The following is a 24,508-nucleotide window of genomic DNA, read 5'->3' on the forward strand; positions in this document are numbered from 1 at the left end:
ATGGACAAGTTTTTCGGCAATCTGAATGCGGTGCTGGCGGTCGGCGTGCTGCTCGCGGTCGGGCTGATGTTCGCGCCCTATTATGCGCCGCCGACCGTGGCGCTGGGGCTGGCGCAATGGGCGCACGTGTTCTTTGGCATCGTGTGGATCGGGCTGCTTTATTATTTCAATTTCGTCCAGATCCCGACCATGCCGACAATCCCGGCCGAGCTGAAGCCGGCGGTGTCGAAGCATATCGCGCCGGCCGCGCTGTTCTATTTCCGCTGGGCGGCGGCGTTCACGGTGCTCACCGGCCTGATCCTCGCGCACCTCTACGGCGCATTGCACGCAGCCTTCACCTTCCAGGAGCCGTTCCGCCTGATCGGCATCGGCATGTATCTGGCGATCATCATGGCGTTCAACGTGTGGTTCATCATCTGGCCGAACCAGCAAAAGGCGCTGGGCATGGTCCCGGCGGACGACGCCACCAAGGCCAAGGCGGCCAAGACCGCGATGATTACGTCGCGGATCAACACGATGCTGTCGCTGCCCATGCTGCTGTGCATGGTCGCGGCGCGCTGATCGCTGCTGAACGCGGGAGGGTTATCCTCCCGCGTTCAGCAGATCATGCCGCTTGAGCGCGTGGCGGAGCTGGTCGTAGCTGAGGCCGAGCGCTTCTGCGGTGGCACGCTGGTTGAAGCGGTTTTCCGACAGCGCGCGGCTCAATAGCTCGCGCTCGAAGCGGTTGACGCGGCTCTTGAAATCACCCGACAGATCGTCGTCGCGGCGAGGCAGCGGGCCCGGCTCTTCGGTCGTCAGCTGCACCGGCGCGGCGTTGCCGGGAATACCGTGCGGCATCGGGCGCGGACGGTGGGGCGAGGCGAAGGGATCGATCTGGATTTCGTCCACCGGCCCGGATCGATCCCAGCGATAGACCGCGCGCTCGACCACGTTGCGCAGTTCCCGGACATTACCGGGCCAGTCGTGATTGGTGAGCCCGTCCAGCGCGGTCGGTCCGAATCCCTCCCAGTCGCGCCCAAGTTCGGCGGCCATGCGTCGTCCGAAAAATTCGGCGAGCACCAGCACGTCGCCCGCACGCGAGCGCAGCGGGGGCAGCGTCACCACCTCAAAGCTGAGCCGGTCGAGCAGATCGGCGCGGAACGTTCCCCGTTCCACCCGGTCGGGCAGATGTTCGTTGGTCGCCGCGACGATGCGCACATCGACACGAATTGGACGCGATGCACCGATCCGGGTGATCTCGCCATATTCCACCGCGCGCAGCAGCCGGTCCTGCGCCGCCATGCTGAGCGTGCCGAGTTCGTCGAGGAACAGCGTACCGCCATCGGCCTCTTCAAACCGCCCCGCACGCCCCTTGGTCGCGCCGGTGAACGATCCGGCCTCATGACCAAACAGCTCCGCCTCGATCAGCGTCTCGGGCAAGGCGGCGCAGTTCATCACCACGAGCGGCTGGTCCCAGCGGGGCGACAGGCGGTGGAGGCGCTCGGCGACCAGTTCCTTGCCGGTCCCGCGCTCGCCGATCACCAGCACCGGACGGTCGAGCGCAGCCGCCCGCGAGGCAAGCTCGAGCGCGTCGAGAAAGGCTCCCGACTGGCCGACGACATGGGTGGTCCGCTCCATGCCGAATTCTTGGGATATTTTCCCAAGTTTTGGCAAGTGGTAAGTTTGCCGATTTGGGCAATTCGTGCGAAAAATGGCGGAAAACCGCCGCAAAATCGAATTGGCACGCCCCCTGCAATGTTGCTGGCATGCCGCGAAGGGCGGCAATCAAACGAAGAAATCGAGGGACGGAAACAATGTACAAGGGCAACAACAGCTTTCGCACGACGCTGGCGGCGCTGGTCTGCACCCTGATCGTGAGCACGACCAGTCTGGCAACCGTGGTCGGCCCGGCCGTCACGGCAACGGACGGCACCACGGTTTCCGCCCGAGCCATCGCGTAAGCGATCCCGCCGGGCGGGTGCCCCCTATCACCCGCCCGGCGGCACGAGTTTCAAGGAGCAAGTTTCAGATGGGCATTTTCTCTCGCACCCGCGACATCATCGCCGCGAACTTCACCGACTTGCTCGACAAGGCGGAAGATCCGGCGAAGATGATCCGCATGATCATCCTCGAAATGGAGGAGACGCTGGTCGAAGTGCGCGCCAGCGCGGCCCGCACGATCGCCGACCAGAAGGAAATGCGCCGCCACATCGCCAAGCTGGAGAATCTCCAGATGAGCTGGACCGAAAAGGCCGAGCTGGCGCTGAGCAAGGACCGCGAGGACCTGGCCAAGGCGGCACTGGTCGAGCGCCAGAAAGCGTATGACATGTGCGACCAGCTGAACGCGGAGATCGCGGTGCTCGACGATGCGCTGCGCGCGTCGGAAGAGGACATCGCCAAGCTTCAGACGAAGCTGCGCGACGCGCGTGCCCGGCAGAATGCGATCATGACCCGTCTGGAAAGCGCCAACAACCGCGTCAAGCTGCGCGAGATGACCCATGGGTCGAAGGTCAGCGATGCATTCAGCCGCTTCGACCTGCTCGAGCGCCGCGTCGACTTTGCCGAGGGCCGCGCCGATGCGCTGAGCCTGGGCGCGCCGAAGAAGACGCTGGAGGAGGAAATCTCCGAGCTTCAGTCGGCCGAGAAGGTCGATGCCGAGCTGGCCGCGCTCAAGGCGCGCCTGAACAAGGGGGAATAAGCCATGGAAGACGTGTTTCTTCCCATCATTATCGTCGGGATGCTGTTCATCGGCATGCCGTGGGTCATCCTCCACTATGTGACCAAGTGGAAGCAGGCCAAGACGCTGACCGGCGAGGATGAAAGCCTGCTCGACGAGCTGCACTACACGGCTCGCCGCCTGGAGGATCGCCTCCACACCATCGAGCGGATCATCGCCGCCGATAATCCCGAGTTCCGCCTGCGCGGCAATGACACGCCGCCAGTCCGCGAACTCCCCGACTTCGAACGCGCACGGAGGAACTGAAATGTCCGCTAGCCGCACTCAGCTGTATCGCGACAAGGTCAACGGAAAATGGCTCGGCGTCTGTGAAGGACTGGGCGACTATACCGGGGTCGACCCGCTGTGGATCCGCCTGGGCTTTCTGGCCCTGCTGGTCGCCACCTTCCCGCTGATGTTCTTCGTCTACATCGGCCTCGCCATGGTCACCTCCCAGAAGCCGGTCGGTCTCTACGAGAACGCCGAGGACGCGAAATTCTGGCAGGGGGTGCGCGCCAATCCGCGCCGCTCGACCCAGGAAGTCCGCTCCAAGCTGCGCGACATCGATCGCCGCATGGCCGACATCGAGACCTTCTACACGAGCCGCAACACGCAGCTCGCCGACGAGATCGAGCGCCTCCGCTAAGCGGGCGCTCAACAGGAGGGAATAGTTATGAGCTGGGGTGGACCGGGTTTCGTCATCGCGATCATCGCGATCTCGACCTTCGGATGGCTCGCTTCGACCTGGATCCGCGCCAAGCACGGATATCCGATCGAGAATGAATGGATGGGCATGACCGACAAGGGCGATGCCGGTGCGACCCGCAAGATCGAGCTGTTGACCAGCGAGAATGAGCGGCTGACCGGCCAGATCAGCCGGCTGGAGGAGCGGATCGCGGTGCTTGAGCGCATCGCCACCGACCCCGCCGAGCGAACCGCCCGCGAAATCGACGGCCTGCGCTGAATAGGACGAGAGACATGGAAAAGATGGAATTTTTCGCCAACCTCGCCCCCGTAATCGCGATCGTCGGTGTGGCAGGCATGATCGGGTGGATGTTCACCACCTGGCTCCGCATCAAGAATGGCTACCCGCTCGACGGGGCCTGGGGCCAGGCGGTCTATCCGCAGAAGAACGAAGAGATGATCGAGCGGATCAAGCTGATCAGCCAGGAAAATGCCCAGCTCCGTGCGGAACTGGGTTCGGTCAAGGACCGGCTGGCCAATGTCGAGCGGATCGTCACCGACAGCAGCCACACGCTGGATCGCGAGATCGAAGCGTTGCGGCTGGGCAAGAATTGAGGGTCAGACGGTGGAAAAAGCGCCTTTCGTAATCGCCTTCTTCTTCATCGTCGTGGGCATCCCGGTGATCCTGGGCGTCGGCAGCGAGATGTTCAAACGCTGGCTGAAGCACAAGGAAAAGATGGCCGAAGTGCTCACCGCCCAGACCGCCGAACGCGCCGCGCAATATGCGGCGCATACCGAGCGGCTGGAGCAGCGGGTGCGGGTGCTGGAACGGATCGTCACCGACAAGGGTGTCGATCTGGCTGACGAGATCGAACGGCTGCGCGACGACCGGCCGGTAAACTGAACGAACGAATTTTGTGAGGGAGTATCTACCATGTTGATCGGATTTTTCGCGGTGCTGGGCGTCATCGGCGCAATCGGCGTCACGATGGCCGAGATGCGCGACCGTCCAATCCGCCGCGCAGAGCGGCTGGCACGCGAAGCGGCGGCCCAACCGGCCGAGTAAGCCCCGACGGGCGCACGAGATCAGACGAACAGGAGGCAGGGTATGGATTGGGCGTTCATGGTGGTGATGATCGTGGCGATCGTGACCGTCGGCAACATCGTCCGCGCCAAGATGGGCATCCAGAAGGATGGCCGCGGCAACGACTATGTCGCCCATGACCCCGCGGCGAGCGCCGAAGCCCGCCGCCTTGAGCAGGAGGTGCGCACGCTGAAGGACCGCATCGCGGTGCTGGAGCGGGTGATCACCGACAATCATTCGAGCGTGAGCCTCGACCGCGAGATCGAGAAGCTGCGCGAAGACCGCAACTGAAGTCCGGCGCGAACCGGAGGAGGATGTGATGACCGACCCCAATTTCTACATGGCCATGGCGCTGGCGACCCTTGCGGGGCTGGGCATGGTGACCGGAGCGGGCCTGGCCGGATGGCGCGGCTGGCTGGCGTTCAAGCGGCAGGAACTGGCGCTGACGCATCAGGTCGACACCGCCCAGGCGGCCCCGACCAACGCCGGTGCCCGCATCGAGATCGCGGACCTCAAGGAACGGATCCGCAAACTCGAAGCGATCGCCGCGGGCGTGGACCTCTAACCCCCCCCGGAGCAGCGGCGGACGGGTTGGGAGGCCCCCGCCACTGCACCACGGGAGCGGCAGCTGCAGACGCCGCTCCCACACCTGCCCGCTCAGTCGATCACGCGGTGACGCTTCAGAAAGGTCACGGCATCGGCGAGCAGGCGATCCTGAAGCACGGGATCGAATTTTCCATGCACCCCGCCGGGCACGATATGCAGCTCGGCCGGCACCTTCGCCCGATCGAGCGCGGCCTTGAGCGCGGTCGATGCGGCGAGTGGGACCACCGGGTCCGCGTCGCCATGGACGATGAATACCGGGGGTCGCCCCGCCCGGACGCGGGCAATCGGCGACATGCGGGCGGCCATCGCGGCGCCCGCCGCCCCCTCTCCGACCCATTTGCCGATCGACGGACTGGACCACGCGCCGAGCGACTCCGGGCGCAGATCGGTCGGGCCGTAGAAATCGATCACCGCCGCAGCGCGCGGCACAGCTCCGCATTCCTTGGGATCGAGACCCTCGCTCGCATCAATATAGGCCCCCATCAGCGCCAGATGCGCGCCCGCCGATGTCCCCATCAGGACGATGCGCTTCGGGTCCAGCCCCTCTAGGGCAGCCCGTTCCGCGATCCAGCCCATGACACACCGGACATCCTCGACCGCTGCCGGCGCCTGTGCCTGACCCGACAGGCGATATTGCATGCTGATTATCGCGAACCCGGCTTCGACGAAGCGACGATGTCCGGTCCAGCCCTTGGGCCGCTCGCCGCGCGCCCATGCGCCGCCATGGATGACGACCAGCACAGGCGCGCGCTTGCCCTTGGCGCTTTGCGGGCGGTGGAGATCGAGATGGAGCGGGCCGGTTGTGGTGGTGCGATAGACGATGTCGCGCTTGCTCTGAACAGCGGGCGCGGCTTCCTGCGCGGAAGCCGGGATCGTCAACACCGCCATCGCCAAACCAAATCCGATCGCTCGCATCTTCAGCCCTCGCTCTGTTCTCGCCAGCCTAGGACAAGCATGGGTGACGCGGAAGCCCGGCCCCGCTAAGGGCGCGGCCATGACCAGCCTGTCCGACCTCACCGACGAGTATGAGTTCCTCGACGCCGACGACCGTTACAGGTTGCTGATCGACCTCGGCAAGGCGCTGGAGCCGATGCCCGATGCGCTCAAGACCGATGCGACCCTGGTGCGCGGATGTTCGGCGGCGGTGTGGGTCTATCCGACCGTGCTCGACGATGGAACGCTGCATTTCCTGGCCGACAGCAACGCCGCGATTACCAAGGGGATCATCGCGCTCGTCCTGCTGACGGTGCAGGACCGCAGCCCGGCGGACATTCTGGCGACGGATATCGAAGGCGCGCTTGCTCCGTTCGATCTGCGCAATCAGCTGAGTTCCAACCGGACGCAGGGCATCCCCAACATGATCGCGCTGATCCGCGCGACGGCAGAACGCTACGCCGCGTGAACCCCGAATCCGGTCGGCTCTATCGCGCGATCTGGCGTTGGCATTTCTATGCCGGATTGTTCGTCGTGCCGTTCATCCTGCTGCTGTCGCTGACCGGCGCGATCTATCTGTTCAAGCCGCAGCTGGATGCGTGGGAGGAGCGCGACTGGCGCAGCCTGCCGGTGGCCGGAGCAGTGACGCCCGATGCGCAGCTGGCGGCGGCACTGACCAAAGTCCCGGAGGCGAGCTTCCACAGCTACCGCCTGCCGGTCTCCCCCGGCGACGCGGCCGTGATCCATGTCGGCCTGCCCGATGGTGCCATGCGCGACATCGCGGTGTCGCCGCAGGGCAAGGTGATCGCGATTGACGATCCCGATACGCGGATCGCCGCGACAGTGTCGCGCATCCACGGATCGCTGCTGCTCGGCCAATGGGGCGGGCTGCTGGTCGAGACTGCCGCGTGCTGGGCGATCCTGCTGATCCTGTCGGGCCTGTATCTGTGGTGGCCGCGCGGGCGTGGGCTGGGCGGCGTGTTGTGGCCGCGACTGGGCGCGCGTGGGCGGGTCGTGTGGCGCGACCTGCATGCGGTGACCGGATTCTGGGTTTCGGGGCTCGCGCTCGTCCTGCTCGTCTCCGGCCTTCCCTGGACCGATGGCTGGGCGACTGCATTCCGCACCGTGCGCGCCGAGCTGGGGCTGGTGCAGGGGCCGCAGCAATGGAAGGGCGGCATCGACCTGCATGCGGAGCATGACCATGAAGCGATGCTGCGCGCTGCCGCCGCCGCGAAGACAGCTCCGGCGGGCATGACGCTGACCCAGATGGTCGCGCGCGCGCAGGCGGAGGGCGTCCCCGCCCCCCGCGATCCTCTCCCCGCCCGGTGCCCCCGCGCAGTTCGGCCCGCCCAATGGCAACCTGTGGAAGCTGACCAGCCAGACCCAGAATCGCCCGATCGCGCGCAGCGTCAGCTACGAACCGATGACCGGCCATGTCGTCGCGCGCAGCGGCTTTGCCGACAAGCATCCGATCGACCGCGCGATCGGATACGGCATCGCCTGGCATGAGGGACAGTTGTTCGGCTGGGTCAACGAGTTGGTCGGGGTGCTGACCGCGTTTGGGCTCATGCTGCTGGCGGTGAGCGGCGCGGTGATGTGGTGGCGGCGACGACCGGGCGGTTCGCTCGGCGCTCCGCCGCGTCCGAGCGATGCAAAGCTGCGGGTGGTGGCGGCGATCACGCTGGTCGCTGCCGCGCTGTTGCCGATGCTCGCGCTGTCGCTGGTGCTGCTGTTCGCGATCGACCGGCTATTCCTGCCGCTGTGGCCGGCGGCGGCACGCTGGCTCGACCGTACCCGCCCGGCCTGAGAGACAGTGGCCGGGCGGGCGGTAGTCCCGCCGATGGTCAAAGAGGGAAATCACACCGGCGGGTGCCGCGCGGGACCGGGTAAGAAAACCCGCGCGACGGGGGGCCGGTCAGGGCAACAGCACCGCGTCGACGACGTGGATCACGCCGTTCTTCTGCCCGACATCAGCAATGGTGATGTTCGACGTGCCACCCTTTGCATCGGTGACGATCCAGCCGTTGCCGCGCTTCGACAGGGTGATCTTGGCGCCCTGAACCGTGGTCAGATCGAGCTTGCCGCCATTCGCCTTGGCCTTGGCCGCGATGTCGGCGGCCATCATCCGACCCGGAACGACGTGATAGGTGAGCACGGCGGTGAGCGTGCCCTTGTTCTCCGGTTTCAACAGCGTGTCGACGGTGCCGGCGGGCAGCTTGGAGAAGGCGGCGTTGGTCGGGGCGAAGACCGTGAATGGCCCGGGCGACTTGAGCGTGTCGACAAGCCCCGCGGCCTTCACCGCGGCGACCAGGGTCGTGTGATCCTTTGAATTGACGGCGTTATCGACGATATCCTTGGTCGGATACATTGCCGCGCCGCCAACCATCTTGGTCTGTCCGGCGAGCGCGACCGAACCGGTGGCCAGCGCGGCACCGGCGAGCGCAAGTGCGAAATGCGGGGTACGAAACTTCATACATCCTCCTGCTTTCGTGGCAGTGCCCGGCTGTTTCGAGGCCGGGTTGCACAGGAGATACGGACGCGGATGCGCGCCGGATGTCAGATGCCGAAAATTTTTCCTGCCGCGACGCGCGGGCCGGTCGGCGCGGGGTGCGGAGCCGTATCGCGCGGCTCCATCGTGATCGCCAGTGTCGCGCCGTCGTGCAGCATCGACCGATGCCCCTCCGCCACGACCAGCTGGGTGTCGCCCGCCGGTTGAATGACGCCGAGCGAGCGCGGAATGCCGTCGGCGGGGATGATCCACAGTTCGGGCACGCGCGCGTCGGGGCCCATGTCCTGCGCGACCAGCCGCAGCTGCGCGGTGGCGGGATCGTAGCGCGCGGCGACCAATGGCCCTTCCCCCTCACCGCGCAACTGCGCGACGATCGCGGGCTGGGTCACGACCTGTTGCGGCGCGGGGGCGATGGGCTCCGACCGTGGGATCGCCAGCAGCACAGCCAGCGCCGCCGCGACCGACCCTGCGGCCGCAGTCCCCCATTGCCAACGGCGCAGCGCGCGGCGCGGGACGAGGTCGGCGACCGACGCGCCGGTGCCGGAATCGATCGACCGCTCGATCCGCGCCCACAGATCCTCAGACGGGATCGCGTCCGGCGCGTCGAGCCCGATCGCGGCGAGCCGAGCACGCCAGTCCTCGACCCCTGCGGCAAAGGCGGGATCGGTCAGCATGCGCCGCTTGGCCGCGACCAGCGCCTCGCCTTCCAGCACGCCGAGCGCGAGTTCGGCGGCGAGCAGCGCGGGATCGTCGGGCATGTCGATCGGGTCAGCCATCGCCGAGACAGCTCCTCAACTGAAGCAGGCCACGGCGGATCCAGGTCTTCATCGTGCCCAGCGGGACGGCGTCGCGCTCTGCCAGCTGCGCATAGGTCAGCCCGCCGAAAAAGGCGGCGCGGATCGCCGAGGCCGTGCGCCCCTCTAGCGCATCGAGGCAGGCGCGCATCCGCAGCTGCTGTTCGGCATCCTCGATCGCGGCATCCGCACCGGGCGTGTCGTCGGCAATCGCCGCCGCCGCTTCGATCGGCGCAGTTGGGGCCGCTGGACGTGCGCGCAGCCGGTCGATCGCACTGTTCCGCGCGATCGCCGCAAGCCAGGTGATCGGGCTGGCGCGTTCAGGGTCGAACCGCCCCGCCCGCTGCCACACCTTCACATAGACTTCCTGCACGACCTCCTCCGCTTCCTCCCGGTTCCCGCAGATACGCAGGCAAATCCCAAAAAGCTTCGCGCACGTAAGGCCATAGACTTCAGACAATGCGGAACGATCCCCCCGCCCCACCGCGATCAACGCCTCCGCCAGCCGCTTGCGCGCTAGGGTGGCGGAGGGTGGAGACGGTGTCACGGAGCGGAACGTAGCGGGCTTGCGGCGACGCGCAAGCGGTTGCGATCAGGCGAGGCCCAATTCAGCGGCGACCGCGTCCAGATCGGCGCCCTGGGGCACGATCAGCCACTCGCGGCTGGCCGCGCCGTTGACCACGGTCACCGCGCCGCGCGGGCAGACGCCCAGGCATTTGACGTCGACGATCCCCGCCGCAGCCTTACGCCCTTTCTTCAAATGGAGATGCTTGCGCAGCGCCTTGCCCAGCGGCTGCTTGCCCTTTGGCCCGAACCCGCCATCGATCCGCTTCGCGCATTTGGCGCACACCAGCACCGCATTCGCCCAGTTGGAACGAACGCGGGTCTTCAATCAGGCCGCCATTGCCGCCGTTCTTCCGCAGCGCGCAGCACTTCATAGGCGGTCTGAATCGCCTGAAAGCGCTTGGCGGCGTCAGCGTCGCCCGGGCGAACATCCGGGTGATTTTCCTTGGCGAGCTTACGCCACGCCCCGCGCACCGCTTCGAACGACGCATCGGGTGCGAGGTCCAACACCTCAAGCGCGCGCATCTCGTCGCGCGATCGGCTGCCGTCGCCCGGCCCGGCCCATGCATTGTGGCGGCTTTCCGAGAAGTCGCCCGCATCGCGCCGCTCCTGCGCCTCGCGCTCTGCCGCTTCCTCCGCAGTCAGCCCCTCGAAGTAATTCCAGTTGCGGTTGTACTCACCGGCGTGAGTCTCGCAGAAATACCAGCGCTCAGGGCTGTTGGGCGACTTGGGCGCAGGGCGATCCCCCCGGCAATTCGCAGCCATGCCGGTCGCACAGACGCACCTTTACCGCCTCACGCTCGGCGCCATAGGCTCGCCAGCGGGGGAAGCCCCAGTCCATCGATCGTGAAGAACGCGCCATGTGACGCCAGATAGGGCGCGAATGCGACGAAAGCCACCCCGGCATTTGTTTTCACACGCGCGGGTTGACGCACAGGCTGCCCCCCGATAAACGCCCCGCTTCCGCTCGCACGGCCCCTTCGTCTAGCGGTCAGGACGTCGCCCTCTCACGGCGAAAACACGAGTTCGATTCTCGTAGGGGTCACCAAGCCGGCTTCCCGAGGCGATTACGAGACGGACTGAGCGTCGCAGGGGCGCTCGCCATTTTCTGCCCGATCAAGGGTGATTGCGCGGCCCTTTCCGGCTCCCCCCGGCGGCTAGATTACCCCGGCCTTGAGTTGCTTGACCGCATGATCTGCGGCGCGAGCCGTCAGCGCCATGAAGGTCAATGACGGATTGACGCAGGAGACGGAGGCCATCTGCGCGCCGTCGGTGACGAACAGGTTGGCGGCATCGTGCGCCTGGCTCCATTTGTTGAGCACCGCATGACGCGGGTCATGGCCCATGCGCGCGCCGCCCATTTCGTGAATCGCATCGCCCGGCACATGCTCGCCGCGCCAGCTGTGCACGTTGAGCATACCCGCCGCCTTGAGCATCTTCTCGCCCTCGGTCCGCGCATCGTCCATCATGCGGATCTCATTGTCGCGGAAGCGGACATCGAACCGCATCAGCGGCACGCCGAACCGGTCGACCTTGTCGGCATGCAGGCTGACGCGATTATCCTCATAGGGCAGGCATTCGCCGAACGCGCCCATCGCGAACTTCCACGGGCCATAGTCACGCATGCCCTGCTTCATCGACGCGCCAAAGCCCTTGGGCGGAACTGGCTCGCGCCGCGCGCTTCCCTGATAGCCATAGCCGCGACGGAAGCCGATGCCTTCGTCGCCGCCGACATTGCGGAAGCGCGGGATGTAGACGCCGCCGGGTCGACGACCATATTCGATGAACTCGCTGAAGCCAGGGATATCCCCGCCGACGCCGACGCGGAAGATATGGTCCATGACATAACGGCCGAGCGTGCCGCTGCTGTCGAAATGGCTCTTCCCGCTGCCGGGCGCGCGCGAGTTCATCAGGATCTGGGTCGATGCCATGGCCGAGGCGCAGAGGAACACCATCCGCGCTGGAATGATCTCGACCTTCTTGGTCTTGGCATCGACCACGCGCACGCCGGTCACGCGGCGGTGCGGCGCATCATACTCTAGGCTGGTGACTACCGAATCCGGGCGCAGCGTCAGCCGCCCGGTGGCGCGCGCGGCGGGCAAGGTCACCGCCTGGGTCGAGAAATAGGAGCCGAACGAACAACCGCGCCCGCACTGGTTGCGAAACTGGCATTTGCTGCGCCCCTGTTCGGGCTTGTCCTCGGTCATGTTGGACAGACGCGACGGGATCAACTTCCGCCCGGGCGAACTCGCTTCGAGCTTTTCCTTCAGCCATTTCTCCGCGACGTTCATCTGCATCGGCGGCTGGAACAGGCTGTCGGGGAGCTGCGGCAGGTTTTCGCGCGATCCCGAGACGCCGACCACCTTTTCGACATAGTCATACCAGGGCGCGATGTCGTCATAGCCGATCGGCCATTCGCCATCGATGCCTTCGCGCTTGTTCGCCTCGAAATCCTCCGGCGACCAGCGAAAACTCCAGCGGCCCCAGATCAGCGACTTGCCGCCGACCGCGCCGGGACGGATCCAGTAGAATTTGTCGCCCTCGCCATAGGCATAGGGGTTGAGCCGGTCGTTATTGTAGAATTTCTGCGATGCGGGAGCGATATAGCCATACTTTGCGATGAAATAATCGCTGTCGATCAACGGTTTGGGCATGATGTCGCGCGCGGGGATTTCGAACGGCGCCTTGCCATCGTAATCGTAATTCTCGCCATGCTCGACCATCACGCCGCGGTCGAGCATGAGGACGCGCAGTCCCTTTTCGGTCAGTTCCTTTGCCGCCCATCCGCCGCTCACTCCTGAGCCGATGACGATCGCGTCGAACTTGTCGGCCATGCCGATCCCCCACTAAATCCGGTTACGCGCCGATCCGGCGCAAATGGTCGAAACTGGCCTTGATGTCGGGCAGATAGGGCGCGGGCGCCTGATCATTCTCGACATAGAGATGTTTGACGCCCGCCTGTTTGTTGAGCGCGAAGATGTCGGCGAAATCGACCACGCCCGCCCCGACGCTGACCATCTTCCCATCGGCCGTGCGATCCTTGACGTGATAGGCGTAGATGCGGCCGGGCAGGCGCTTGATCACCGCCTTGGCGTCCTCGCCAGCAGCGATGGTCCAGAACAGGTCGAGCTCGATCTTGACCAAAGCGGGATCGCCGTCCGCGACCAGCATGTCGAACAGGCTGCGGCCGTCGGGGGCCTTCACGGTGAATTCGAAATCGTGGTTGTGATAGGCGAAGCCAAGCCCCGCCTGTTTGAGCTGCCCCGCCCAGCGGTTGAAATCACCGATTAAGCGCTTGAAGCCCTCTGGGTCGCGCATCGCGGGAGTGAGCCAGGGGAGCACGATCGTGTCGGCACCCAGCGTCTTCGCCATTCTGACCACGGCACCCAAATCGGCGGCCAACGCCTCATAGCCGACATGGATCGACGGACATTTGAGGCCCAGCCGGTCCATCGCCTTGCGCAGCGCGGCGTGGTCCATCTTGTCATAGCCGCCACCGCCATATTCGACTTCGCGATAGCCGATCGCCGCGACCTTCTCGAGCGTGCCGATCGGGTCGGGGGGCGAACAACTCGCGCACGGTATAGAGCTGGAGACCGATCGCGCGCGCCTTCTTCCCGCGCGCCATGAGCGGTGCGGCGGCGAGGGCGCTTGCGAGCGCAGCACCGCCGGCCAGCCATTGGCGTCGGTCGATCATCATGAGGAGAACACCTTCGTGCCGGGGGAATAGGGGTGCGCGCCGTCATAGCGTCCCGGCACGGGCAAATAGTCGCGCTCCTGCGTGATGCCGATTTCGGAGGTGAAATAGCCGGTAATGACGAGCTGTCGGAACTTGGTGAAGAAGCTCAGGCCATCGGGGATCTTGTCCTCCATCGCCAGCGTGATCAGCGCATCCTGCTGCTCGGGCGTCGCCTTGACCGCAGCGATCTGGAAGTCGGCCTGGCTGCGCGCCTCGATCGCGTCGAGCCCGGCGAGGATCGGCTTGCGCTCTTCGGGAACCGCCCAGTCCGCCAGCATCTTTTCGATGAACTCCGGAACCCCTGCGGCAATCGCGCCCGGCGTATCGGTGGTCGGCATGATGCGCTCGCTGAGCGCGGTCATCAGCGCGCGCTGGTCCGCGCTGAACACCGGGGCGCTGGGCGGGCCATCGCTGATCACCGTCATCTGCGCCGATGCCGCGCGGGCGATCGGGGCGAACAGCGCGGTGCCGAACATCGCCGCCATTCCGGCCAGCGCGTCGCGTCGGTCTAATCTCATTTTCCCTCACCCTGATGGTCGTGGCTCGCCGCCGCCTCGGGGAGCGGACGCACCCAGATGTTGCGGAACGACACCGGCGAATTGTGATCCTGAAGCTGAATCGGCGCGGCGTCGCCATGCGCCTGATATTTGGCGACCTGTCGCCACACGGTGGTGCCGCGCCAGGGCTGACGGTTCTGCACCAGCACGCCGTTGAGGAAGGCGGTGATATAGGCGGGGCGCAGCAGCTTGCCGTCGGCGGCAAAGCGCGGGCGCTCGAAGATAATGTCGTAGCTCTGCCATTCGCCGGGCGGGCGCGACGGGTTTACCAGCGGCGGCGTGTTGCCATAGATCGCGCCGACCGTGCCGTCGGCATAGGTCGGGTTGTTGTAGCCGTCGAGGATCTGGATCTCGTAGCGCTGCATGAACCAGATGCCGCTGTTGCCGCGATCCTGCGAGCTTCTCTCCGGCGGATTGGGTGAGCGGAATTCGAGATGGAGCTGGACGTCGCCGAAGCTCGCCTTGCTGATCAGCGCATTCTCGCCCCCGCCGCCTGCGCGCGGGCGCGAGGTGACTGCGCCATCGGCGATCGTCCAGGGTGTATGCTGCGCCTGCCAGGCGTCGAGCGAGGTGCCGTCGAACAGGACGACCGCGTCCGACGGGGCACCGCCGGGCAGTGCGGACGGCGTCACCACGATCGGATGGGGCCTGTCGGCGTCGTGTACCTTCCAGCTGGTCCCTGGGATGGTTGGCGTATCGCGAAAGCCCGGCTTGTCCTGCGCCGGGGCGGAGCCGCTCGCAGCAGCCAGTACCAATGCCGCGATGGACAGACTGAGTTTCACGCCCTTCCCCTTCATGCCGCGTCGATCTCGCGATAGGCGGCGATCAGCCGATCTTCGCCAGCGCGGCCTTCAACCGAATTGCCGTGCTCCATGCCGATGACGCCCGCGAACTTCTTTGCGCGCAGCCAGCGAACGATGTTGCGATAGTTGATTTCGCCGGTGCCCGGCTCCTTGCGGCCAGGATTGTCGCCGAACTGGAGATAGGCGATCTCGCTCCAGCAACTGTCCATGGTGCGGATGAGATGTCCGGCCTGGATCTGCTCATGATAGAGGTCGGCGAGGATCTTCACCGCCGGGCTGTCGACCCCGCGCGCGATGGCATAGCCCTGGGGCACCGTCTGCAGGAACACGCCGGGATGGTCGACGAGGGTATTGAGCGGTTCCATCACCATCACCAACCCGTGCGGGGCGACAATGTCGGCGGCACGGCGCATCGTGTCGATCACCCGGCCCGTCTGGATGTCGATCGGCACGCGGCGGTCGAGAAAGCCTGGGACGACCGTCATCCACTTCGCATTGAGGCGCTTGGCGACGTCGATCGACGCGCGGATATCAGCGAGAAACGCCGTGCGATCGCCATCGTCATTCGCCCCGAGCACCGGTCGCGACTGCGCCCATTTGGGCATCGACGCGACGAACACGCCCATCGTCATGCCGCGCTGGTGCAGCACCCTGGCCATCGCGGTTTGCTCTTCGACGGGGCGAGCGGCGGCCTCGTTATCCTCCCAGGCGGTAAAGCCCTGATCGGCGGCAAAGGCGATCTGCTCCAGCCGACTGCCCCGACTCCTGAAGCTACCCTCATGCGGCGCATAGCCGAGCGAGAAGCGCGGCGCATTCGATTGCGTCGCGGCGTGCGCCATCGCCGCCGCACCCGCCGTGGCGGCACCGGCGGCGAGGACGGAGCGCCGCGTCAACTTCACGCCGCTTCACCCGCTAGCTGTGCGCGCGACTTGCCGCGTTCGCGCAGCCAGATGAAGCCGAACACAACGAGCAGGATCGCGGGTAGGATCGCGAGCTTCTGGAACGACACCGAAGCCGCCGCATCTTCGACCGCCAGCTTGGCTGCACCCGTCAGCGCGGCGAATGCCTCCGGCCCGCCCGCGAACTCGATCTTCGCCTGGTCGAACATCGCGCCCAGCTGCGGCAGCACGAAGAAGCTGGCGAGCGCGCCGGCCGATCCGACCAGCCCCATCGCCCACGCCCCGCCGCGCGGATAGCGTTCCGCGACCGAGGCGAGCATCGTCGGCCACATCACGCATACGCCCAGGCCCCAGACGGTAGAGGCGATGATCGCGGCAACCGGCGACTGCGCCTGCGACAGCATGAACAGCCCGATGCCGGCGAGCAAGCTCGACACCCACAGCAGGCCGGGGTTGGAGATCCTGTTCGCCAGCCGCCCCGCGAAATGGCGGAACACGAACATCAGCGCGTTGACGTACACCAGCAGCAGGATGCCGCGCATGCCGACGCGGTTGGACAGGGCGACGTCGATCCACTGGCCGGGCGCGAGTTCGGACGCGGCGGTCAGGAACATCGCGCCGAACCAGATGAAGAAGCTCGGGCGGCGAAACACCTCGCCGATCATCTGGCCGAAGGTCACGCCGCTTTCGCTGCGCAGCGGCGGCGGGAAATTTGTGGTTGCCGCCATCAGGATCGTCGCGGCCGCCGGAATCATCACCAGCGCCATGATCCCCTGCCAGGACAGGGTAGCCGACAGGAAGAAACCGGCCAGGCCACCGATGATGATGCCGCCGGGGAACCAGGCGTGGAGCACATTGAGCCGGTGGGTCGCGTCATCGGGATAGAGTTGCGTCGTCAGCGGGTTGATCGCCGCCTCTGTCAGTCCCCAGCCGATCCCGCTGAGCAGCATCCCGACCCACACGATCGTGTAGATCGTCATGCCGGTCGCCAGATGGCCCGCGGTGACGATCAGCAGCGGCCCGGCGAAGAAGCACAGCCCGGCAGCGACCAGGCAGCGCTTCATGCCGATCTGGTCGAGAAATGCGCTCGCGACGAACAGGGTGATTGCAAAGCTCAGGAATGCCGCGCCCAGGGCGGCGGCGATCAGCTCACCCGCTTGCAACGGCGCGACCGGATCGATCCACTCCGCCTTGAGCCCGCTGGCGATGGCGCCGCGAATGGCGAGCCCCGCCGCCGCGGTAAAAAGCGCCAATATGCCCAGCCAGAACAGCCGCCCCTTATGATATCTCTCGGCCATCGCTGCATCCCCCCCTTTTGTATTTATGCCAGCCCCAGCATCGCCCGGTTGAGCCCCGGATCGCTGCCACCGGCGAAATCGTCGAATGCCTTGTCCGCCTTGCGGATCATGTGCGCGGCGATGAACGGTGCGCCTTCGCGCGCCGTCCTCGGGATGCTTGAGGCAGCTTTCCCGTTCGAGCGCCGCCCAGCAGGCATAGCCACATTGCGTGAGTTCCGAAAAGATTCCGCCGAAATCGACCTGTCCGTCGCCAAGCGACCGACACAACCGGCCTCCGCCATCCAGCGCGCGGCGGAGGGCAAGGTGTCGAACGGCGCAGCATCGCCCATAAACTGTGCGAGGAAAACCGCCGGACCCCTCATGACATCTCCCCCACAGGCACAGCTATTTTGTTTCGGCCTTCAGATAGGCGATCAGCGCGGCCCGACGCGCGGGATCGGCCACCTTCATCACCATCCGCGACCCGGGCACCTTCGTGGTGGGGGCGGCGAGATATTGGTCGAGGGTCTTCGCATCCCAGACAATGCCGGATTGCTTGAGCGCGGGGCTGTAATTAAACCCGGGAGCCGATCCCGCCTTCCGCCCGAACAGCTTGTTGAGATTGGGACCCATCACGCTCTTCCCGCCTGGGGCAAGCGTATGGCAGGCGCGGCACGCGGCAAATGCCTGAGCGCCATCCTGGACTGGACGCGCACGCACGCTCGGAGAACCGGCCGTTAGCGCTACCACGCCACATATTACCGCCACGAGGGGCAGTGCGATGAGAGATTTCACTATCCCCTCCGAGTGTGACAACCAGTCGGCTGACATCGTTGACAGTATCTAAGCGGTTGCCGGTGCCGAGCGCAAGCCTGACGCGCACGGTTCACCGAAATCTATGGGGGAGAAAGCTTTGGGGACCACATTTCCACAGATTTCGCCAATCTGTACCGCAATCTCGCCCGATCGGTACGAGACCAGGCATCGCCACGCCTCCGCGAGACGCGGACGGGCTGCGTACCGTGGTTCGTCGACGCGATGATCGAGAATCATCGCGGTGCGCAGAAATGGACTTCGCTGGAGCCGCTCTGACCCCGGCCCTTGGACAAGTGCATATCGAAGCCCGCTGGCGCGCATCGCTCTCTTGTCTTAGGTCGCCCGCCCAACCATCTGAAACGGAGCCGCGAATGACCCCATCCGCTTTGATCGTCCCAACCTATGGCCAGATGCTGCGCGCACTTTCGGCGTGGCTCGCCAAGGCCGAGGAGCAGGGCTGCGTCACTGAAGCGCTGATGGCGGCACGGCTGGCACCGGACATGTTTCCGCTGGCGACGCAGATCCGCTTTGCCTGTGTCCAGGCACAGGAAGGCGTGTACCGTCTGCGCGGCGAGGCATTTCCCGCGTCGCTCTCCGAACTGCTCGATGAAGGCCGCAACGGGGGCGAACATCCCGGCACCATTGCCGATGCGCGGGCGCGGATTGGTGAGACGCTGGCGCTGCTGGAGCAAGTCGGCAGCGATATGCCCGATATCGACCCCGGCGCCCCCATCGCCCATGCGCTGCCCCAGGGGATGGTGTTCGACCTGACCGCCGAGCAGTTCGTCCGCGACTGGGCGCTGCCGCAATTCTATTTCCACCTGATGACCGCTTATGCGATCCTGCGCGCGCAGGGAGTAGAGTTGGGCAAGGTCGATTATGTCGCACACATGTTCCGCTTCCTGCGCCCGGAAACGATATAAAGAATTCTTTATATAATGCTTGCGGGCGCCTCGAACCGGTCCTAAAGACCCGCTCGAAGCATGGGGGCGACCCCGCGCTTCATGATCGCGCCGGTGCCCCGCAAGGGGCTTAAACGGGAATGCGGTGCGGGCGGTTTTTCGCCCAATTCCGTGGCTGTCCCTGCAACTGTAAGCGGCGAGCGCGATGCACTGGTTCCCCTTCGAGGGAACAGCCACTGGACAATCGTCCGGGAAGGCCGTGCATCCTGCCCTGACCCGCGAGCCAGGAGACCTGCCGGCGCATGGTCGCTCTTGCCTTGGTCCAGGGAATGGCCACGGCACGGTCCTCCGTCTGAGCGACGAACCTAGCGGCGGGGGCCGCTGCGGTGTCGTGCGTCAGGCGATCATGCGCCCGTTTGATGCATTGACGCCCGTCATCCGCCTGCGGATGGCCAGGCCCCTGCCCTCGTTGCTCGGCGCCGGGGGATGTCCCATGTTGAAGTTGCTGTCCGTTTCCACGCTCGCCATCGCTGCGGCGTCGCCCGCCATTGCGGGCGAAACCGCCGTCGCCGAAGTCTCGAGCGAGACCGTCGTCGTCACTGCCTCGCGCTCCGGCGAGGCCGTTCCCATCGAGCAGATCGGCGGATCGGCCACCGTCATCGACGCGCAAGCGCTGGAACAGCGTCAGACACGCAACCTGTCCGATGTGCTGCGGGACGTACCGGGCGTGGCGGTCAGCCGCCAGATCGGCGGGCTGACGCAGATCCGCATTCGCGGGACCGAGGGCAATCATGTCCTGACCCTGATCGACGGGATCGAGGTATCCGACCCGTTCCAGGGCGAGTTCGACTATAGCGGCGTACTGGCCGACAGCGCCGCGCGGGTCGAGGTGCTGCGCGGTCAGCAATCCTCGCTCTATGGGTCCGACGCGATCGGCGGCGTGATCCATTATCTGACGCTGTCGGGTCGCGAGGCACCGGGGTTCAGCGCGCGGATCGAGGGCGGGTCGTTCGGCACCGTCAGCGCGGCGGCACGCGCCGCGGGTGCTTCGGGCAGTTTCGACTATGCGCTGTCGGCAACGGGCTTCATCACCGACGGCACCCCGACGGCGCGCGCCGGCACCCGCAACATCGGGTCGAAAAGCGCAGCGCTGAGCGGGAAGTTCAACTGGACTCCGTCGGACAGCTTCACGCTGACCGGAGTGCTGCGCTACAGCGTGACCGACGCGGATGCCAACAACAGCGACGGGAACCCCGCCAGCCCGACCTTTGGCTATACGATCGACAGCCCCGGCGTGCATTACCGCAACCGTGGCCTTTACGGTCTGCTCAGCGCACAGTTCAGCGCACTAGACGGGCGCTGGACCACGACGCTCTCCGGCCAGTTCGCAGATACCGAGCGGACGATGTTTCGCGCCAATGACGTCGTCGATTTCGGCAATACCGGCCAGCGCTACAAGGGCTCGCTGGTGTCGAGCCTGCGCTTCGGCAGCGACGCGGTCACCCACCGGCTGACCGGCGCGGTCGATCTGGAGCGTGAGGAGTTCCGCAATACCACTCCCGGCACCGGATCGCCGTGGGATGCCTTCACCGGCAAGCGGACCACCGATAATCTCGGACTGGTCGCGCAATATGAACTGACTGCGGGCGATTTCGCAGCAAGTGGCTCGATCCGTCACGACGACAATAACCGCTTCGACGACGCGACAACCTGGCGTGTACAGGGCAGCTATCGCCTGCCCACCGACACGCGCGTGCGCGTCGCTTATGGCACCGGGGTCAAGAATCCCGGCTATTACGAGCTCTATGGCTTCTCTGACGGTGTCTATATCGGCAACCCGAACCTGAAGCCGGAAAAGTCGGAAGGCTGGGAAGCGGGCATCGAGCAAACGCTCGCGGACGATACGGTGACGTTCGGCGCGACCTATTTCGACTCGACGCTCGAGGACGAGATCTACACCACCTACCCCGCCCCGACCTTCGTCGCGACGCCAGCCAACCGCACGACCCTGTCCAAGCAGCATGGCGTCGAGCTGTTCCTCAGCGCACGCCCGATCCCGCAGCTGCGGTTCGACGCGAGCTACACGCATCTCAATGCGGAAGAGAGTGGCGTCGAGGAAGTGCGGCGGCCGGGCGACATCGCCAGCTTCAACGCGACCTACACCAGCAGCGACGAGCGGCTTTCGACCACGCTGACGGTACGGCATAACGGGCGGATGACCGATATCGCCTTCACCGACCCCAGCTATACCCCGGTGCGCGTATCGCTGAAGCCGTTCACGCTGGTGAATTTCAACGTCGCGTTCGAGGTGGTAGAGAAGGTCCAGCTGTTCGGGCGGGTCGAGAACCTGTTCGACGTCGATTACGAAGAGGTGTTCAGCTTCGCGACGCCGGGCGTCGGCGCGTTCGCCGGGGTGCGGGTCAAGCTGTGATGCGGCGCGCCGGCATCGCGCTGGCGATCGCGGGGATGACGCTGCCGGTTTCGGCCGGCAGCGCGCCTCCACCCGTGGCCGGTGCGAAGCCCGCACTGCCAATGCGCGTCATGTCGATCAACCAGTGCACCGACCAGCTGGTGCTGATGCTGCTCCCGCCCGAGCGGATCGCGTCGGTCACCTGGCTGTCGCGCGATCCGCTACTGTCGCTGATGTCGGCGCGCGCGCGCGGCATCGCGGTCAATCGCGGCGAGATCGAGGATGTGGTACGGCAACAGCCCGATCTGATTGTCGCCGACAGCTTTGGGTCGGCGGCGACCCGCGCTGCACTGCGCCGCTTCGGCTTTCCGATGATCGAGGTGGCACAACCGCAGAGCCTGGACGAGATCCGCGCCACGGTGCGCGCGCTGGCCGCGCGGCTGGGGACGGTTGCGCGGGGCGAGGCGCTGATCGCGGGCATGGATGCGCGGCTGGCCGAGCTGTCGCGCCGTCCCGCGCTTAACCTGCGCGTCGCGTCGTGGAGCGGCGACGGCCTCTCGCGCGGGGAGGGCGCGCTGTACGACGCGGTGCTCGACGCGGCGGGTGCGCGCAACGCGGCGAAGGAGGGTGTCGCGGGCACCGATGTCGAGGCGTTGCTGGCGCTCAACCCCGATATCCTCGTCGCGCCGGTCGGCGGCGTGGTCGGCCAGAGCCTGCGCGACCGCGTTGCGCGGCATCCGCTGGTCCGCAAGCAATGGGCCGGGCGACAGGTCGGGGTCAGCCCGCGCGCCTATATCTGCGGCACGCCGCTGATCGCCGAGGCGGCGGCGGAGCTGCGCGGTCAGCTTGAAACGGCAAACCGGCAGAGGGCGACCCGATGAGCGGGCGGTTGCTGATCCCTGTTCTGGCGCTGGTGACGCTCGCACTTGGCCTGACCTCGCTCGGCATCGGCACGCTGGGGCTGGATTATGCCGGATGGCTGGGGGGCGAGGCCAGCGGGACCGCGCGGCTGACCGGGGTGGTCATCACCGAAATCCGGCTGCCGCGCATGCTGCTCGGCGTGCTGACCGGGGCGATCCTCGGCCTGTCGGGCGCGGTGTTGCAGGGGTTGCTGCGAAATCCGCTGGCCGAACCGGGGCTGCTCGGCATTTCGGGCGGCGCGTCGCTCGGTGCGGTGATTGCGATCTATTACGGGCTGGCTGCGGTCGCGCCGCTCGCCGCGCCGCTGGCGGGGCTGGCCGGAGCGATGGCGGCGGGGTTTGCGGCGCTGCTGCTCGCGCGTGGCGGCGGAACGCTGGCGCTGATCCTTGCGGGAGCTGCGATTTCCAGCCTTGCCGGTGCGGGGATCAGCCTCGCGCTCAACCTCGCGCCCAATCCCTATGCCGCCTATGAAATCATGACCTGGCTGATGGGTTCGCTCGCCAATCGCGGGTGGGAGGAGATCACGCTCGCCGCGCCGTTGATCCTGCTCGGCGCGGGCGCTCTGCTCGCTACCGCGCGGTCGCTCGACGCGCTCGCGCTGGGCGAGGTGCAGGCGGAGAGCCTGGGCGTCGATGTGCGCCGCACCCGGTTGCTGGCGCTCGCCGGGACCGGGCTTGGCGTCGGCGCAGCGACAGCAGTCGTCGGCACGATCGGGTTCATCGGGCTGGTCGCGCCGCATCTGGTACGCCCGTTCGTCGGGCATCGACCCGGCGCGACACTGGTTCCGGCGGCGCTGGCAGGGGCGGCGTTGCTGACCGCCGCCGATATCGCCACGCGGCTGATCCGGCTCGACAGCCCGATCCATCTGGGCGTGTTCACCGCACTGGTCGGGGCACCCTTCTTCCTGTGGCTGGTGCTGCGCATGCGGAGCCGGACGCCATGACCGCGCTGACCCTTGAGGCGATCACATTGAGGCGCGGCGGGCGGCTGGTGCTCGACAGGATCGAGGCCCGCTTCGCGGCGGGGCGTCTGACCGCCGTGATTGGCCCCAATGGCGCGGGCAAGTCCAGCCTGCTCGAGGTGGCGGCGGGATTGCTCGCGCCCGAAAGCGGCAGTGTTCGGCTGGGCGACACCCCCCTGCCCGCGTTGCGGCGGCAGGATCTGGCGCGACGGCGGGCCTACCTTCCCCAGCGCGTCGGCGTGGATTGGCCGATCAGCGTCGAGCGGGTGGTCGCGCTTGGCCTGCTCCCGCAGTTGCCCGCATTCGGCGGGCTGCCCGTCGCGCTGCTCCCGGCGATCGAGCGTGCGCTGGCCGAATGCGACCTGCTCGCCCTGCGCGACCGACCCGCCACCGACCTGTCGGGCGGCGAGCTGGCCCGCGTGCTGCTCGCCCGCGCGATCGTCGGCGATCCCGAAGTGCTGATCGTCGACGAACCGACCGCCGATCTCGACCCGCGTCACGCGATCGACGCCGCGCGGCGACTGCGCGCGCGGGCCGATGCGGGGCGGACGGTGGTGATGGCGATCCACGATATCGACCTCGCGCTGCGCATCGCCGACGATGTCGTCGCGGTGCGCGACGGGCGCATCCTCGCCGCCGGGCCCGCCGAAGCGGTGATGACCGAGGCGATGCTGGCCGAGCTGTACGATGTCCGCGTGCGGATCGTCCGCGATGCCGATGGCGCGGCGATCCGCTTTCTCGACTAACCCCGCAGCGTCTGGACCAGCACCCACACGCCGATCGCGAGGAACAGCGAAGCCGCGATGATCCGGACGGTGCGCATCGGAACGCGCTTCACCAGTTCGTTGCCGAGATAGACCGCGGGGACGTTCGCCAGCATCATGCCCAGCGTCGTTCCCGCCGTGACCCAGCCGACCTCGGCAAAGCGCGCGCCGAGCGCGACGGTCGCGATCTGGGTCTTGTCGCCCATCTCGACGATGAAGAAGGCGATGGTGGTGGTGAGGAACGCGCCGAAGCGCGCGGGCTTGTCCTCGAGATCGTCGATCTTGTCGGGGACCAGGGTCCACGCCGCCATCGCGATGAAGGACGCGGCGATCAGGTAGCGGAACCATGCCCCCTCCAGCAGCGCCGCGGCCTGTTGCCCCACAAGCGCCGCGAGGAAATGGTTGGCGAGCGTCGCGACGAGGATGCCGGCGACGATCGGCAATGGCCGCTTGAACCGCGTCGCGAGCAAGATCGCGAGCAACTGCGTCTTGTCGCCGATTTCGGCGAGCGCGACCACGGCGGTGGAGGTGAGGAAGGGTTCCACGACAAGTCTCCGGGCCGGGCGGATGCGAATTCCAACGACACCACG

General features: G+C 66.4%; 31 protein-coding genes, 1 tRNA gene, 3 pseudogenes and 1 riboswitch. Of the genes and pseudogenes, 19 read left to right on the forward strand and 16 right to left on the reverse strand.

Features of this window, described 5'->3' with window-relative positions; all coding sequences use genetic code 11:
- The gene (locus tag LRS08_RS01105; protein WP_257845273.1) at positions 1-561 is read left to right on the forward strand and encodes a urate hydroxylase PuuD; all 561 of its coding nucleotides are present in this window, start codon (positions 1-3) and stop codon (positions 559-561) included.
- A gap of 21 nt (positions 562-582) precedes the next feature.
- Here LRS08_RS01105 and pspF read toward each other — a convergent pair whose 3' ends face one another.
- Positions 583-1,617 (reverse strand): phage shock protein operon transcriptional activator, encoded by a 1,035-nt coding sequence (gene pspF, locus LRS08_RS01110; protein WP_257845272.1) that lies wholly within the window; start codon positions 1,615-1,617, stop codon positions 583-585.
- Positions 1,618-1,793: 176 nt separating this feature from the next.
- Here pspF and LRS08_RS01115 point away from each other — a divergent pair, with 176 nt between their 5' ends.
- From LRS08_RS01115 to LRS08_RS01160, 10 genes are all read left to right on the forward strand, one after another.
- Positions 1,794-1,940, forward strand: a complete 147-nt coding sequence (locus tag LRS08_RS01115; RefSeq protein WP_257845271.1) for a hypothetical protein — start codon at positions 1,794-1,796, stop codon at positions 1,938-1,940.
- Between the two features lie 68 nt (positions 1,941-2,008).
- Positions 2,009-2,677, forward strand: coding sequence for a phage shock protein PspA (gene pspA / locus LRS08_RS01120; protein ID WP_257845270.1), 669 nt, complete (start codon positions 2,009-2,011; stop codon positions 2,675-2,677).
- Positions 2,678-2,680: 3 nt separating this feature from the next.
- Positions 2,681-2,962: an envelope stress response membrane protein PspB gene (gene pspB / locus LRS08_RS01125; RefSeq protein WP_257845268.1), complete on the forward strand. Its 282-nt coding sequence runs from the start codon at positions 2,681-2,683 to the stop codon at positions 2,960-2,962.
- Between the two features lies 1 nt (position 2,963).
- Positions 2,964-3,341: an envelope stress response membrane protein PspC gene (gene pspC, locus LRS08_RS01130; protein WP_257845267.1), complete on the forward strand. Its 378-nt coding sequence runs from the start codon at positions 2,964-2,966 to the stop codon at positions 3,339-3,341.
- A 27-nt stretch (positions 3,342-3,368) separates the two neighbouring features.
- A complete protein-coding gene (locus tag LRS08_RS01135) occupies positions 3,369-3,659 on the forward strand; it encodes a hypothetical protein (protein WP_257845266.1) in 291 nt (96 codons plus the stop codon).
- A 23-nt stretch (positions 3,660-3,682) separates the two neighbouring features.
- Positions 3,683-3,994, forward strand: a complete 312-nt coding sequence (locus LRS08_RS01140) for a hypothetical protein (RefSeq protein WP_257845529.1) — start codon at positions 3,683-3,685, stop codon at positions 3,992-3,994.
- An 88-nt stretch (positions 3,995-4,082) separates the two neighbouring features.
- The gene (locus LRS08_RS01145; RefSeq protein WP_257845528.1) at positions 4,083-4,283 is read left to right on the forward strand and encodes a hypothetical protein; all 201 of its coding nucleotides are present in this window, start codon (positions 4,083-4,085) and stop codon (positions 4,281-4,283) included.
- A 30-nt stretch (positions 4,284-4,313) separates the two neighbouring features.
- Positions 4,314-4,445 (forward strand): hypothetical protein, encoded by a 132-nt coding sequence (locus tag LRS08_RS01150; RefSeq protein ID WP_257845265.1) that lies wholly within the window; start codon positions 4,314-4,316, stop codon positions 4,443-4,445.
- 42 nt (positions 4,446-4,487) lie between these two features.
- Positions 4,488-4,754, forward strand: a complete 267-nt coding sequence (locus LRS08_RS01155) for a hypothetical protein (RefSeq protein ID WP_257845264.1) — start codon at positions 4,488-4,490, stop codon at positions 4,752-4,754.
- Positions 4,755-4,782: 28 nt separating this feature from the next.
- On the forward strand, positions 4,783-5,028 hold the full coding sequence (locus tag LRS08_RS01160; protein WP_257845263.1) for a hypothetical protein: 246 nt from the start codon (positions 4,783-4,785) through the stop codon (positions 5,026-5,028).
- A gap of 92 nt (positions 5,029-5,120) precedes the next feature.
- On the opposite strand, the gene LRS08_RS01165 is transcribed toward LRS08_RS01160, so the two are convergent.
- Positions 5,121-5,984 carry an alpha/beta hydrolase gene (locus LRS08_RS01165; RefSeq protein ID WP_257845262.1) on the reverse strand — a complete coding sequence of 288 codons (864 nt, stop codon included), beginning with the start codon at positions 5,982-5,984 and terminating at the stop codon, positions 5,121-5,123.
- Between the two features lie 79 nt (positions 5,985-6,063).
- On the opposite strand from LRS08_RS01165, the gene LRS08_RS01170 reads away from it, so the two are divergent.
- Positions 6,064-6,471 (forward strand): SufE family protein, encoded by a 408-nt coding sequence (locus tag LRS08_RS01170; RefSeq protein ID WP_257845261.1) that lies wholly within the window; start codon positions 6,064-6,066, stop codon positions 6,469-6,471.
- 65 nt (positions 6,472-6,536) lie between these two features.
- Positions 6,537-7,809, forward strand: a pseudogene (locus LRS08_RS20165) (PepSY-associated TM helix domain-containing protein).
- A 108-nt stretch (positions 7,810-7,917) separates the two neighbouring features.
- Here LRS08_RS20165 and LRS08_RS01185 read toward each other — a convergent pair.
- The 5 genes and pseudogenes from LRS08_RS01185 to LRS08_RS01205 form a co-directional block, all read right to left on the reverse strand.
- On the reverse strand, positions 7,918-8,475 hold the full coding sequence (locus tag LRS08_RS01185) for a fasciclin domain-containing protein (RefSeq protein WP_374581144.1): 558 nt from the start codon (positions 8,473-8,475) through the stop codon (positions 7,918-7,920).
- Positions 8,476-8,558: 83 nt separating this feature from the next.
- Positions 8,559-9,287 carry an anti-sigma factor domain-containing protein gene (locus LRS08_RS01190; RefSeq protein WP_257845258.1) on the reverse strand — a complete coding sequence of 243 codons (729 nt, stop codon included), beginning with the start codon at positions 9,285-9,287 and terminating at the stop codon, positions 8,559-8,561.
- Complete coding sequence (locus tag LRS08_RS01195; RefSeq protein ID WP_257845257.1) at positions 9,280-9,852, reverse strand: sigma-70 family RNA polymerase sigma factor; 573 nt, start codon at positions 9,850-9,852, stop codon at positions 9,280-9,282. Before LRS08_RS01195 ends, LRS08_RS01190 begins: the two co-directional genes overlap by 8 nt.
- A 45-nt stretch (positions 9,853-9,897) precedes the next feature.
- Positions 9,898-10,197 (reverse strand): (2Fe-2S) ferredoxin domain-containing protein, encoded by a 300-nt coding sequence (locus LRS08_RS01200; protein ID WP_257845256.1) that lies wholly within the window; start codon positions 10,195-10,197, stop codon positions 9,898-9,900.
- Positions 10,194-10,731 (reverse strand): annotated as a pseudogene (locus LRS08_RS01205) (J domain-containing protein). Before LRS08_RS01205 ends, LRS08_RS01200 begins: the two are co-directional and overlap by 4 nt.
- A gap of 111 nt (positions 10,732-10,842) precedes the next feature.
- On the opposite strand from LRS08_RS01205, the gene LRS08_RS01210 reads away from it, so the two are divergent.
- Positions 10,843-10,917, forward strand: a tRNA-Glu gene (locus LRS08_RS01210).
- A gap of 109 nt (positions 10,918-11,026) precedes the next feature.
- Here the strand turns inward: LRS08_RS01210 and LRS08_RS01215 are convergent.
- The 8 genes and pseudogenes from LRS08_RS01215 to LRS08_RS01250 all read right to left on the reverse strand — a co-directional run bounded on the left by LRS08_RS01215 (position 11,027) and on the right by LRS08_RS01250 (position 17,975).
- The gene (locus tag LRS08_RS01215) at positions 11,027-12,703 is read right to left on the reverse strand and encodes a GMC family oxidoreductase (RefSeq protein WP_409456270.1); all 1,677 of its coding nucleotides are present in this window, start codon (positions 12,701-12,703) and stop codon (positions 11,027-11,029) included.
- Positions 12,704-12,725: 22 nt separating this feature from the next.
- Complete coding sequence (locus tag LRS08_RS01220; protein WP_260481233.1) at positions 12,726-13,535, reverse strand: sugar phosphate isomerase/epimerase; 810 nt, start codon at positions 13,533-13,535, stop codon at positions 12,726-12,728.
- A 30-nt stretch (positions 13,536-13,565) separates the two neighbouring features.
- Positions 13,566-14,126, reverse strand: coding sequence for a gluconate 2-dehydrogenase subunit 3 family protein (locus LRS08_RS01225; protein WP_257845252.1), 561 nt, complete (start codon positions 14,124-14,126; stop codon positions 13,566-13,568).
- Complete coding sequence (locus LRS08_RS01230; protein ID WP_257845251.1) at positions 14,123-14,947, reverse strand: DUF1080 domain-containing protein; 825 nt, start codon at positions 14,945-14,947, stop codon at positions 14,123-14,125. Before LRS08_RS01230 ends, LRS08_RS01225 begins: the two co-directional genes overlap by 4 nt.
- 11 nt (positions 14,948-14,958) lie before the next feature.
- On the reverse strand, positions 14,959-15,867 hold the full coding sequence (locus tag LRS08_RS01235; RefSeq protein ID WP_257845250.1) for a hydroxypyruvate isomerase family protein: 909 nt from the start codon (positions 15,865-15,867) through the stop codon (positions 14,959-14,961).
- A complete protein-coding gene (locus LRS08_RS01240; protein ID WP_257845249.1) occupies positions 15,864-17,165 on the reverse strand; it encodes an MFS transporter in 1,302 nt (433 codons plus the stop codon). The genes LRS08_RS01235 and LRS08_RS01240 overlap by 4 nt, the downstream gene beginning before the upstream one ends.
- Before the next feature lie 23 nt (positions 17,166-17,188).
- Positions 17,189-17,450, reverse strand: a pseudogene (locus tag LRS08_RS01245) (sugar phosphate isomerase/epimerase); the annotation flags it as partial.
- A gap of 99 nt (positions 17,451-17,549) precedes the next feature.
- On the reverse strand, positions 17,550-17,975 hold the full coding sequence (locus tag LRS08_RS01250) for a c-type cytochrome (RefSeq protein ID WP_257845247.1): 426 nt from the start codon (positions 17,973-17,975) through the stop codon (positions 17,550-17,552).
- Between the two features lie 356 nt (positions 17,976-18,331).
- Between LRS08_RS01250 and LRS08_RS01255 the strand changes: the two genes are divergently transcribed.
- The 5 genes from LRS08_RS01255 to LRS08_RS01275 all read left to right on the forward strand — a co-directional run bounded on the left by LRS08_RS01255 (position 18,332) and on the right by LRS08_RS01275 (position 23,900).
- Entirely contained in the window at positions 18,332-18,883 is a 552-nt protein-coding gene (locus LRS08_RS01255) for a DUF1993 family protein (RefSeq protein ID WP_260481234.1), read from the forward strand.
- A gap of 74 nt (positions 18,884-18,957) precedes the next feature.
- Positions 18,958-19,177: riboswitch (cobalamin riboswitch) on the forward strand.
- 178 nt (positions 19,178-19,355) lie between these two features.
- A complete protein-coding gene (locus LRS08_RS01260) occupies positions 19,356-21,293 on the forward strand; it encodes a TonB-dependent receptor plug domain-containing protein (RefSeq protein ID WP_260481235.1) in 1,938 nt (645 codons plus the stop codon).
- Positions 21,293-22,153, forward strand: coding sequence for an ABC transporter substrate-binding protein (locus LRS08_RS01265; protein ID WP_257845246.1), 861 nt, complete (start codon positions 21,293-21,295; stop codon positions 22,151-22,153). Before LRS08_RS01260 ends, LRS08_RS01265 begins: the two co-directional genes overlap by 1 nt.
- Positions 22,150-23,136, forward strand: coding sequence for an iron ABC transporter permease (locus LRS08_RS01270; protein WP_257845245.1), 987 nt, complete (start codon positions 22,150-22,152; stop codon positions 23,134-23,136). Before LRS08_RS01265 ends, LRS08_RS01270 begins: the two co-directional genes overlap by 4 nt.
- Entirely contained in the window at positions 23,133-23,900 is a 768-nt protein-coding gene (locus LRS08_RS01275; RefSeq protein WP_257845244.1) for an ABC transporter ATP-binding protein, read from the forward strand. Before LRS08_RS01270 ends, LRS08_RS01275 begins: the two co-directional genes overlap by 4 nt.
- Here the strand turns inward: LRS08_RS01275 and LRS08_RS01280 are convergent.
- A complete protein-coding gene (locus tag LRS08_RS01280; RefSeq protein WP_257845243.1) occupies positions 23,897-24,463 on the reverse strand; it encodes a TMEM165/GDT1 family protein in 567 nt (188 codons plus the stop codon). The two genes, LRS08_RS01275 and LRS08_RS01280, sit on opposite strands and share 4 nt — an antisense overlap.
- Positions 24,464-24,508: the final 45 nt, after the last annotated feature.

The sequence above is a fragment of the Sphingomonas sp. J315 genome (genome assembly GCF_024666595.1).
Lineage (GTDB): Bacteria > Pseudomonadota > Alphaproteobacteria > Sphingomonadales > Sphingomonadaceae > Sphingomonas.

Coding starts and splice junctions, on each gene's coding strand:
- LRS08_RS01260 (WP_260481235.1), top strand. CDS start 19,356: ATGTTGAAGTTGCTGTCCGTTTCCACGCTCGCCATCGCTGCGGCGTCG.
- LRS08_RS01165 (WP_257845262.1), bottom strand. CDS start 5,984: ATGCGAGCGATCGGATTTGGTTTGGCGATGGCGGTGTTGACGATCCCG.
- LRS08_RS01155 (WP_257845264.1), top strand. CDS start 4,488: ATGGATTGGGCGTTCATGGTGGTGATGATCGTGGCGATCGTGACCGTC.
- LRS08_RS01150 (WP_257845265.1), top strand. CDS start 4,314: ATGTTGATCGGATTTTTCGCGGTGCTGGGCGTCATCGGCGCAATCGGC.
- LRS08_RS01185 (WP_374581144.1), bottom strand. CDS start 8,475: ATGAAGTTTCGTACCCCGCATTTCGCACTTGCGCTCGCCGGTGCCGCG.
- pspB (WP_257845268.1), top strand. CDS start 2,681: ATGGAAGACGTGTTTCTTCCCATCATTATCGTCGGGATGCTGTTCATC.
- LRS08_RS01275 (WP_257845244.1), top strand. CDS start 23,133: ATGACCGCGCTGACCCTTGAGGCGATCACATTGAGGCGCGGCGGGCGG.
- LRS08_RS01255 (WP_260481234.1), top strand. CDS start 18,332: ATGACCCCATCCGCTTTGATCGTCCCAACCTATGGCCAGATGCTGCGC.
- LRS08_RS01225 (WP_257845252.1), bottom strand. CDS start 14,126: ATGAGATTAGACCGACGCGACGCGCTGGCCGGAATGGCGGCGATGTTC.
- LRS08_RS01135 (WP_257845266.1), top strand. CDS start 3,369: ATGAGCTGGGGTGGACCGGGTTTCGTCATCGCGATCATCGCGATCTCG.
- LRS08_RS01190 (WP_257845258.1), bottom strand. CDS start 9,287: ATGGCTGACCCGATCGACATGCCCGACGATCCCGCGCTGCTCGCCGCC.
- LRS08_RS01215 (WP_409456270.1), bottom strand. CDS start 12,703: ATGGCCGACAAGTTCGACGCGATCGTCATCGGCTCAGGAGTGAGCGGC.
- LRS08_RS01170 (WP_257845261.1), top strand. CDS start 6,064: ATGACCAGCCTGTCCGACCTCACCGACGAGTATGAGTTCCTCGACGCC.
- LRS08_RS01105 (WP_257845273.1), top strand. CDS start 1: ATGGACAAGTTTTTCGGCAATCTGAATGCGGTGCTGGCGGTCGGCGTG.
- LRS08_RS01265 (WP_257845246.1), top strand. CDS start 21,293: ATGCGGCGCGCCGGCATCGCGCTGGCGATCGCGGGGATGACGCTGCCG.
- pspF (WP_257845272.1), bottom strand. CDS start 1,617: ATGGAGCGGACCACCCATGTCGTCGGCCAGTCGGGAGCCTTTCTCGAC.
- LRS08_RS01115 (WP_257845271.1), top strand. CDS start 1,794: ATGTACAAGGGCAACAACAGCTTTCGCACGACGCTGGCGGCGCTGGTC.
- LRS08_RS01145 (WP_257845528.1), top strand. CDS start 4,083: ATGTTCAAACGCTGGCTGAAGCACAAGGAAAAGATGGCCGAAGTGCTC.
- LRS08_RS01160 (WP_257845263.1), top strand. CDS start 4,783: ATGACCGACCCCAATTTCTACATGGCCATGGCGCTGGCGACCCTTGCG.
- LRS08_RS01270 (WP_257845245.1), top strand. CDS start 22,150: ATGAGCGGGCGGTTGCTGATCCCTGTTCTGGCGCTGGTGACGCTCGCA.
- pspC (WP_257845267.1), top strand. CDS start 2,964: ATGTCCGCTAGCCGCACTCAGCTGTATCGCGACAAGGTCAACGGAAAA.
- pspA (WP_257845270.1), top strand. CDS start 2,009: ATGGGCATTTTCTCTCGCACCCGCGACATCATCGCCGCGAACTTCACC.
- LRS08_RS01250 (WP_257845247.1), bottom strand. CDS start 17,975: ATGTCAGCCGACTGGTTGTCACACTCGGAGGGGATAGTGAAATCTCTC.
- LRS08_RS01240 (WP_257845249.1), bottom strand. CDS start 17,165: ATGGCCGAGAGATATCATAAGGGGCGGCTGTTCTGGCTGGGCATATTG.
- LRS08_RS01140 (WP_257845529.1), top strand. CDS start 3,683: ATGGAATTTTTCGCCAACCTCGCCCCCGTAATCGCGATCGTCGGTGTG.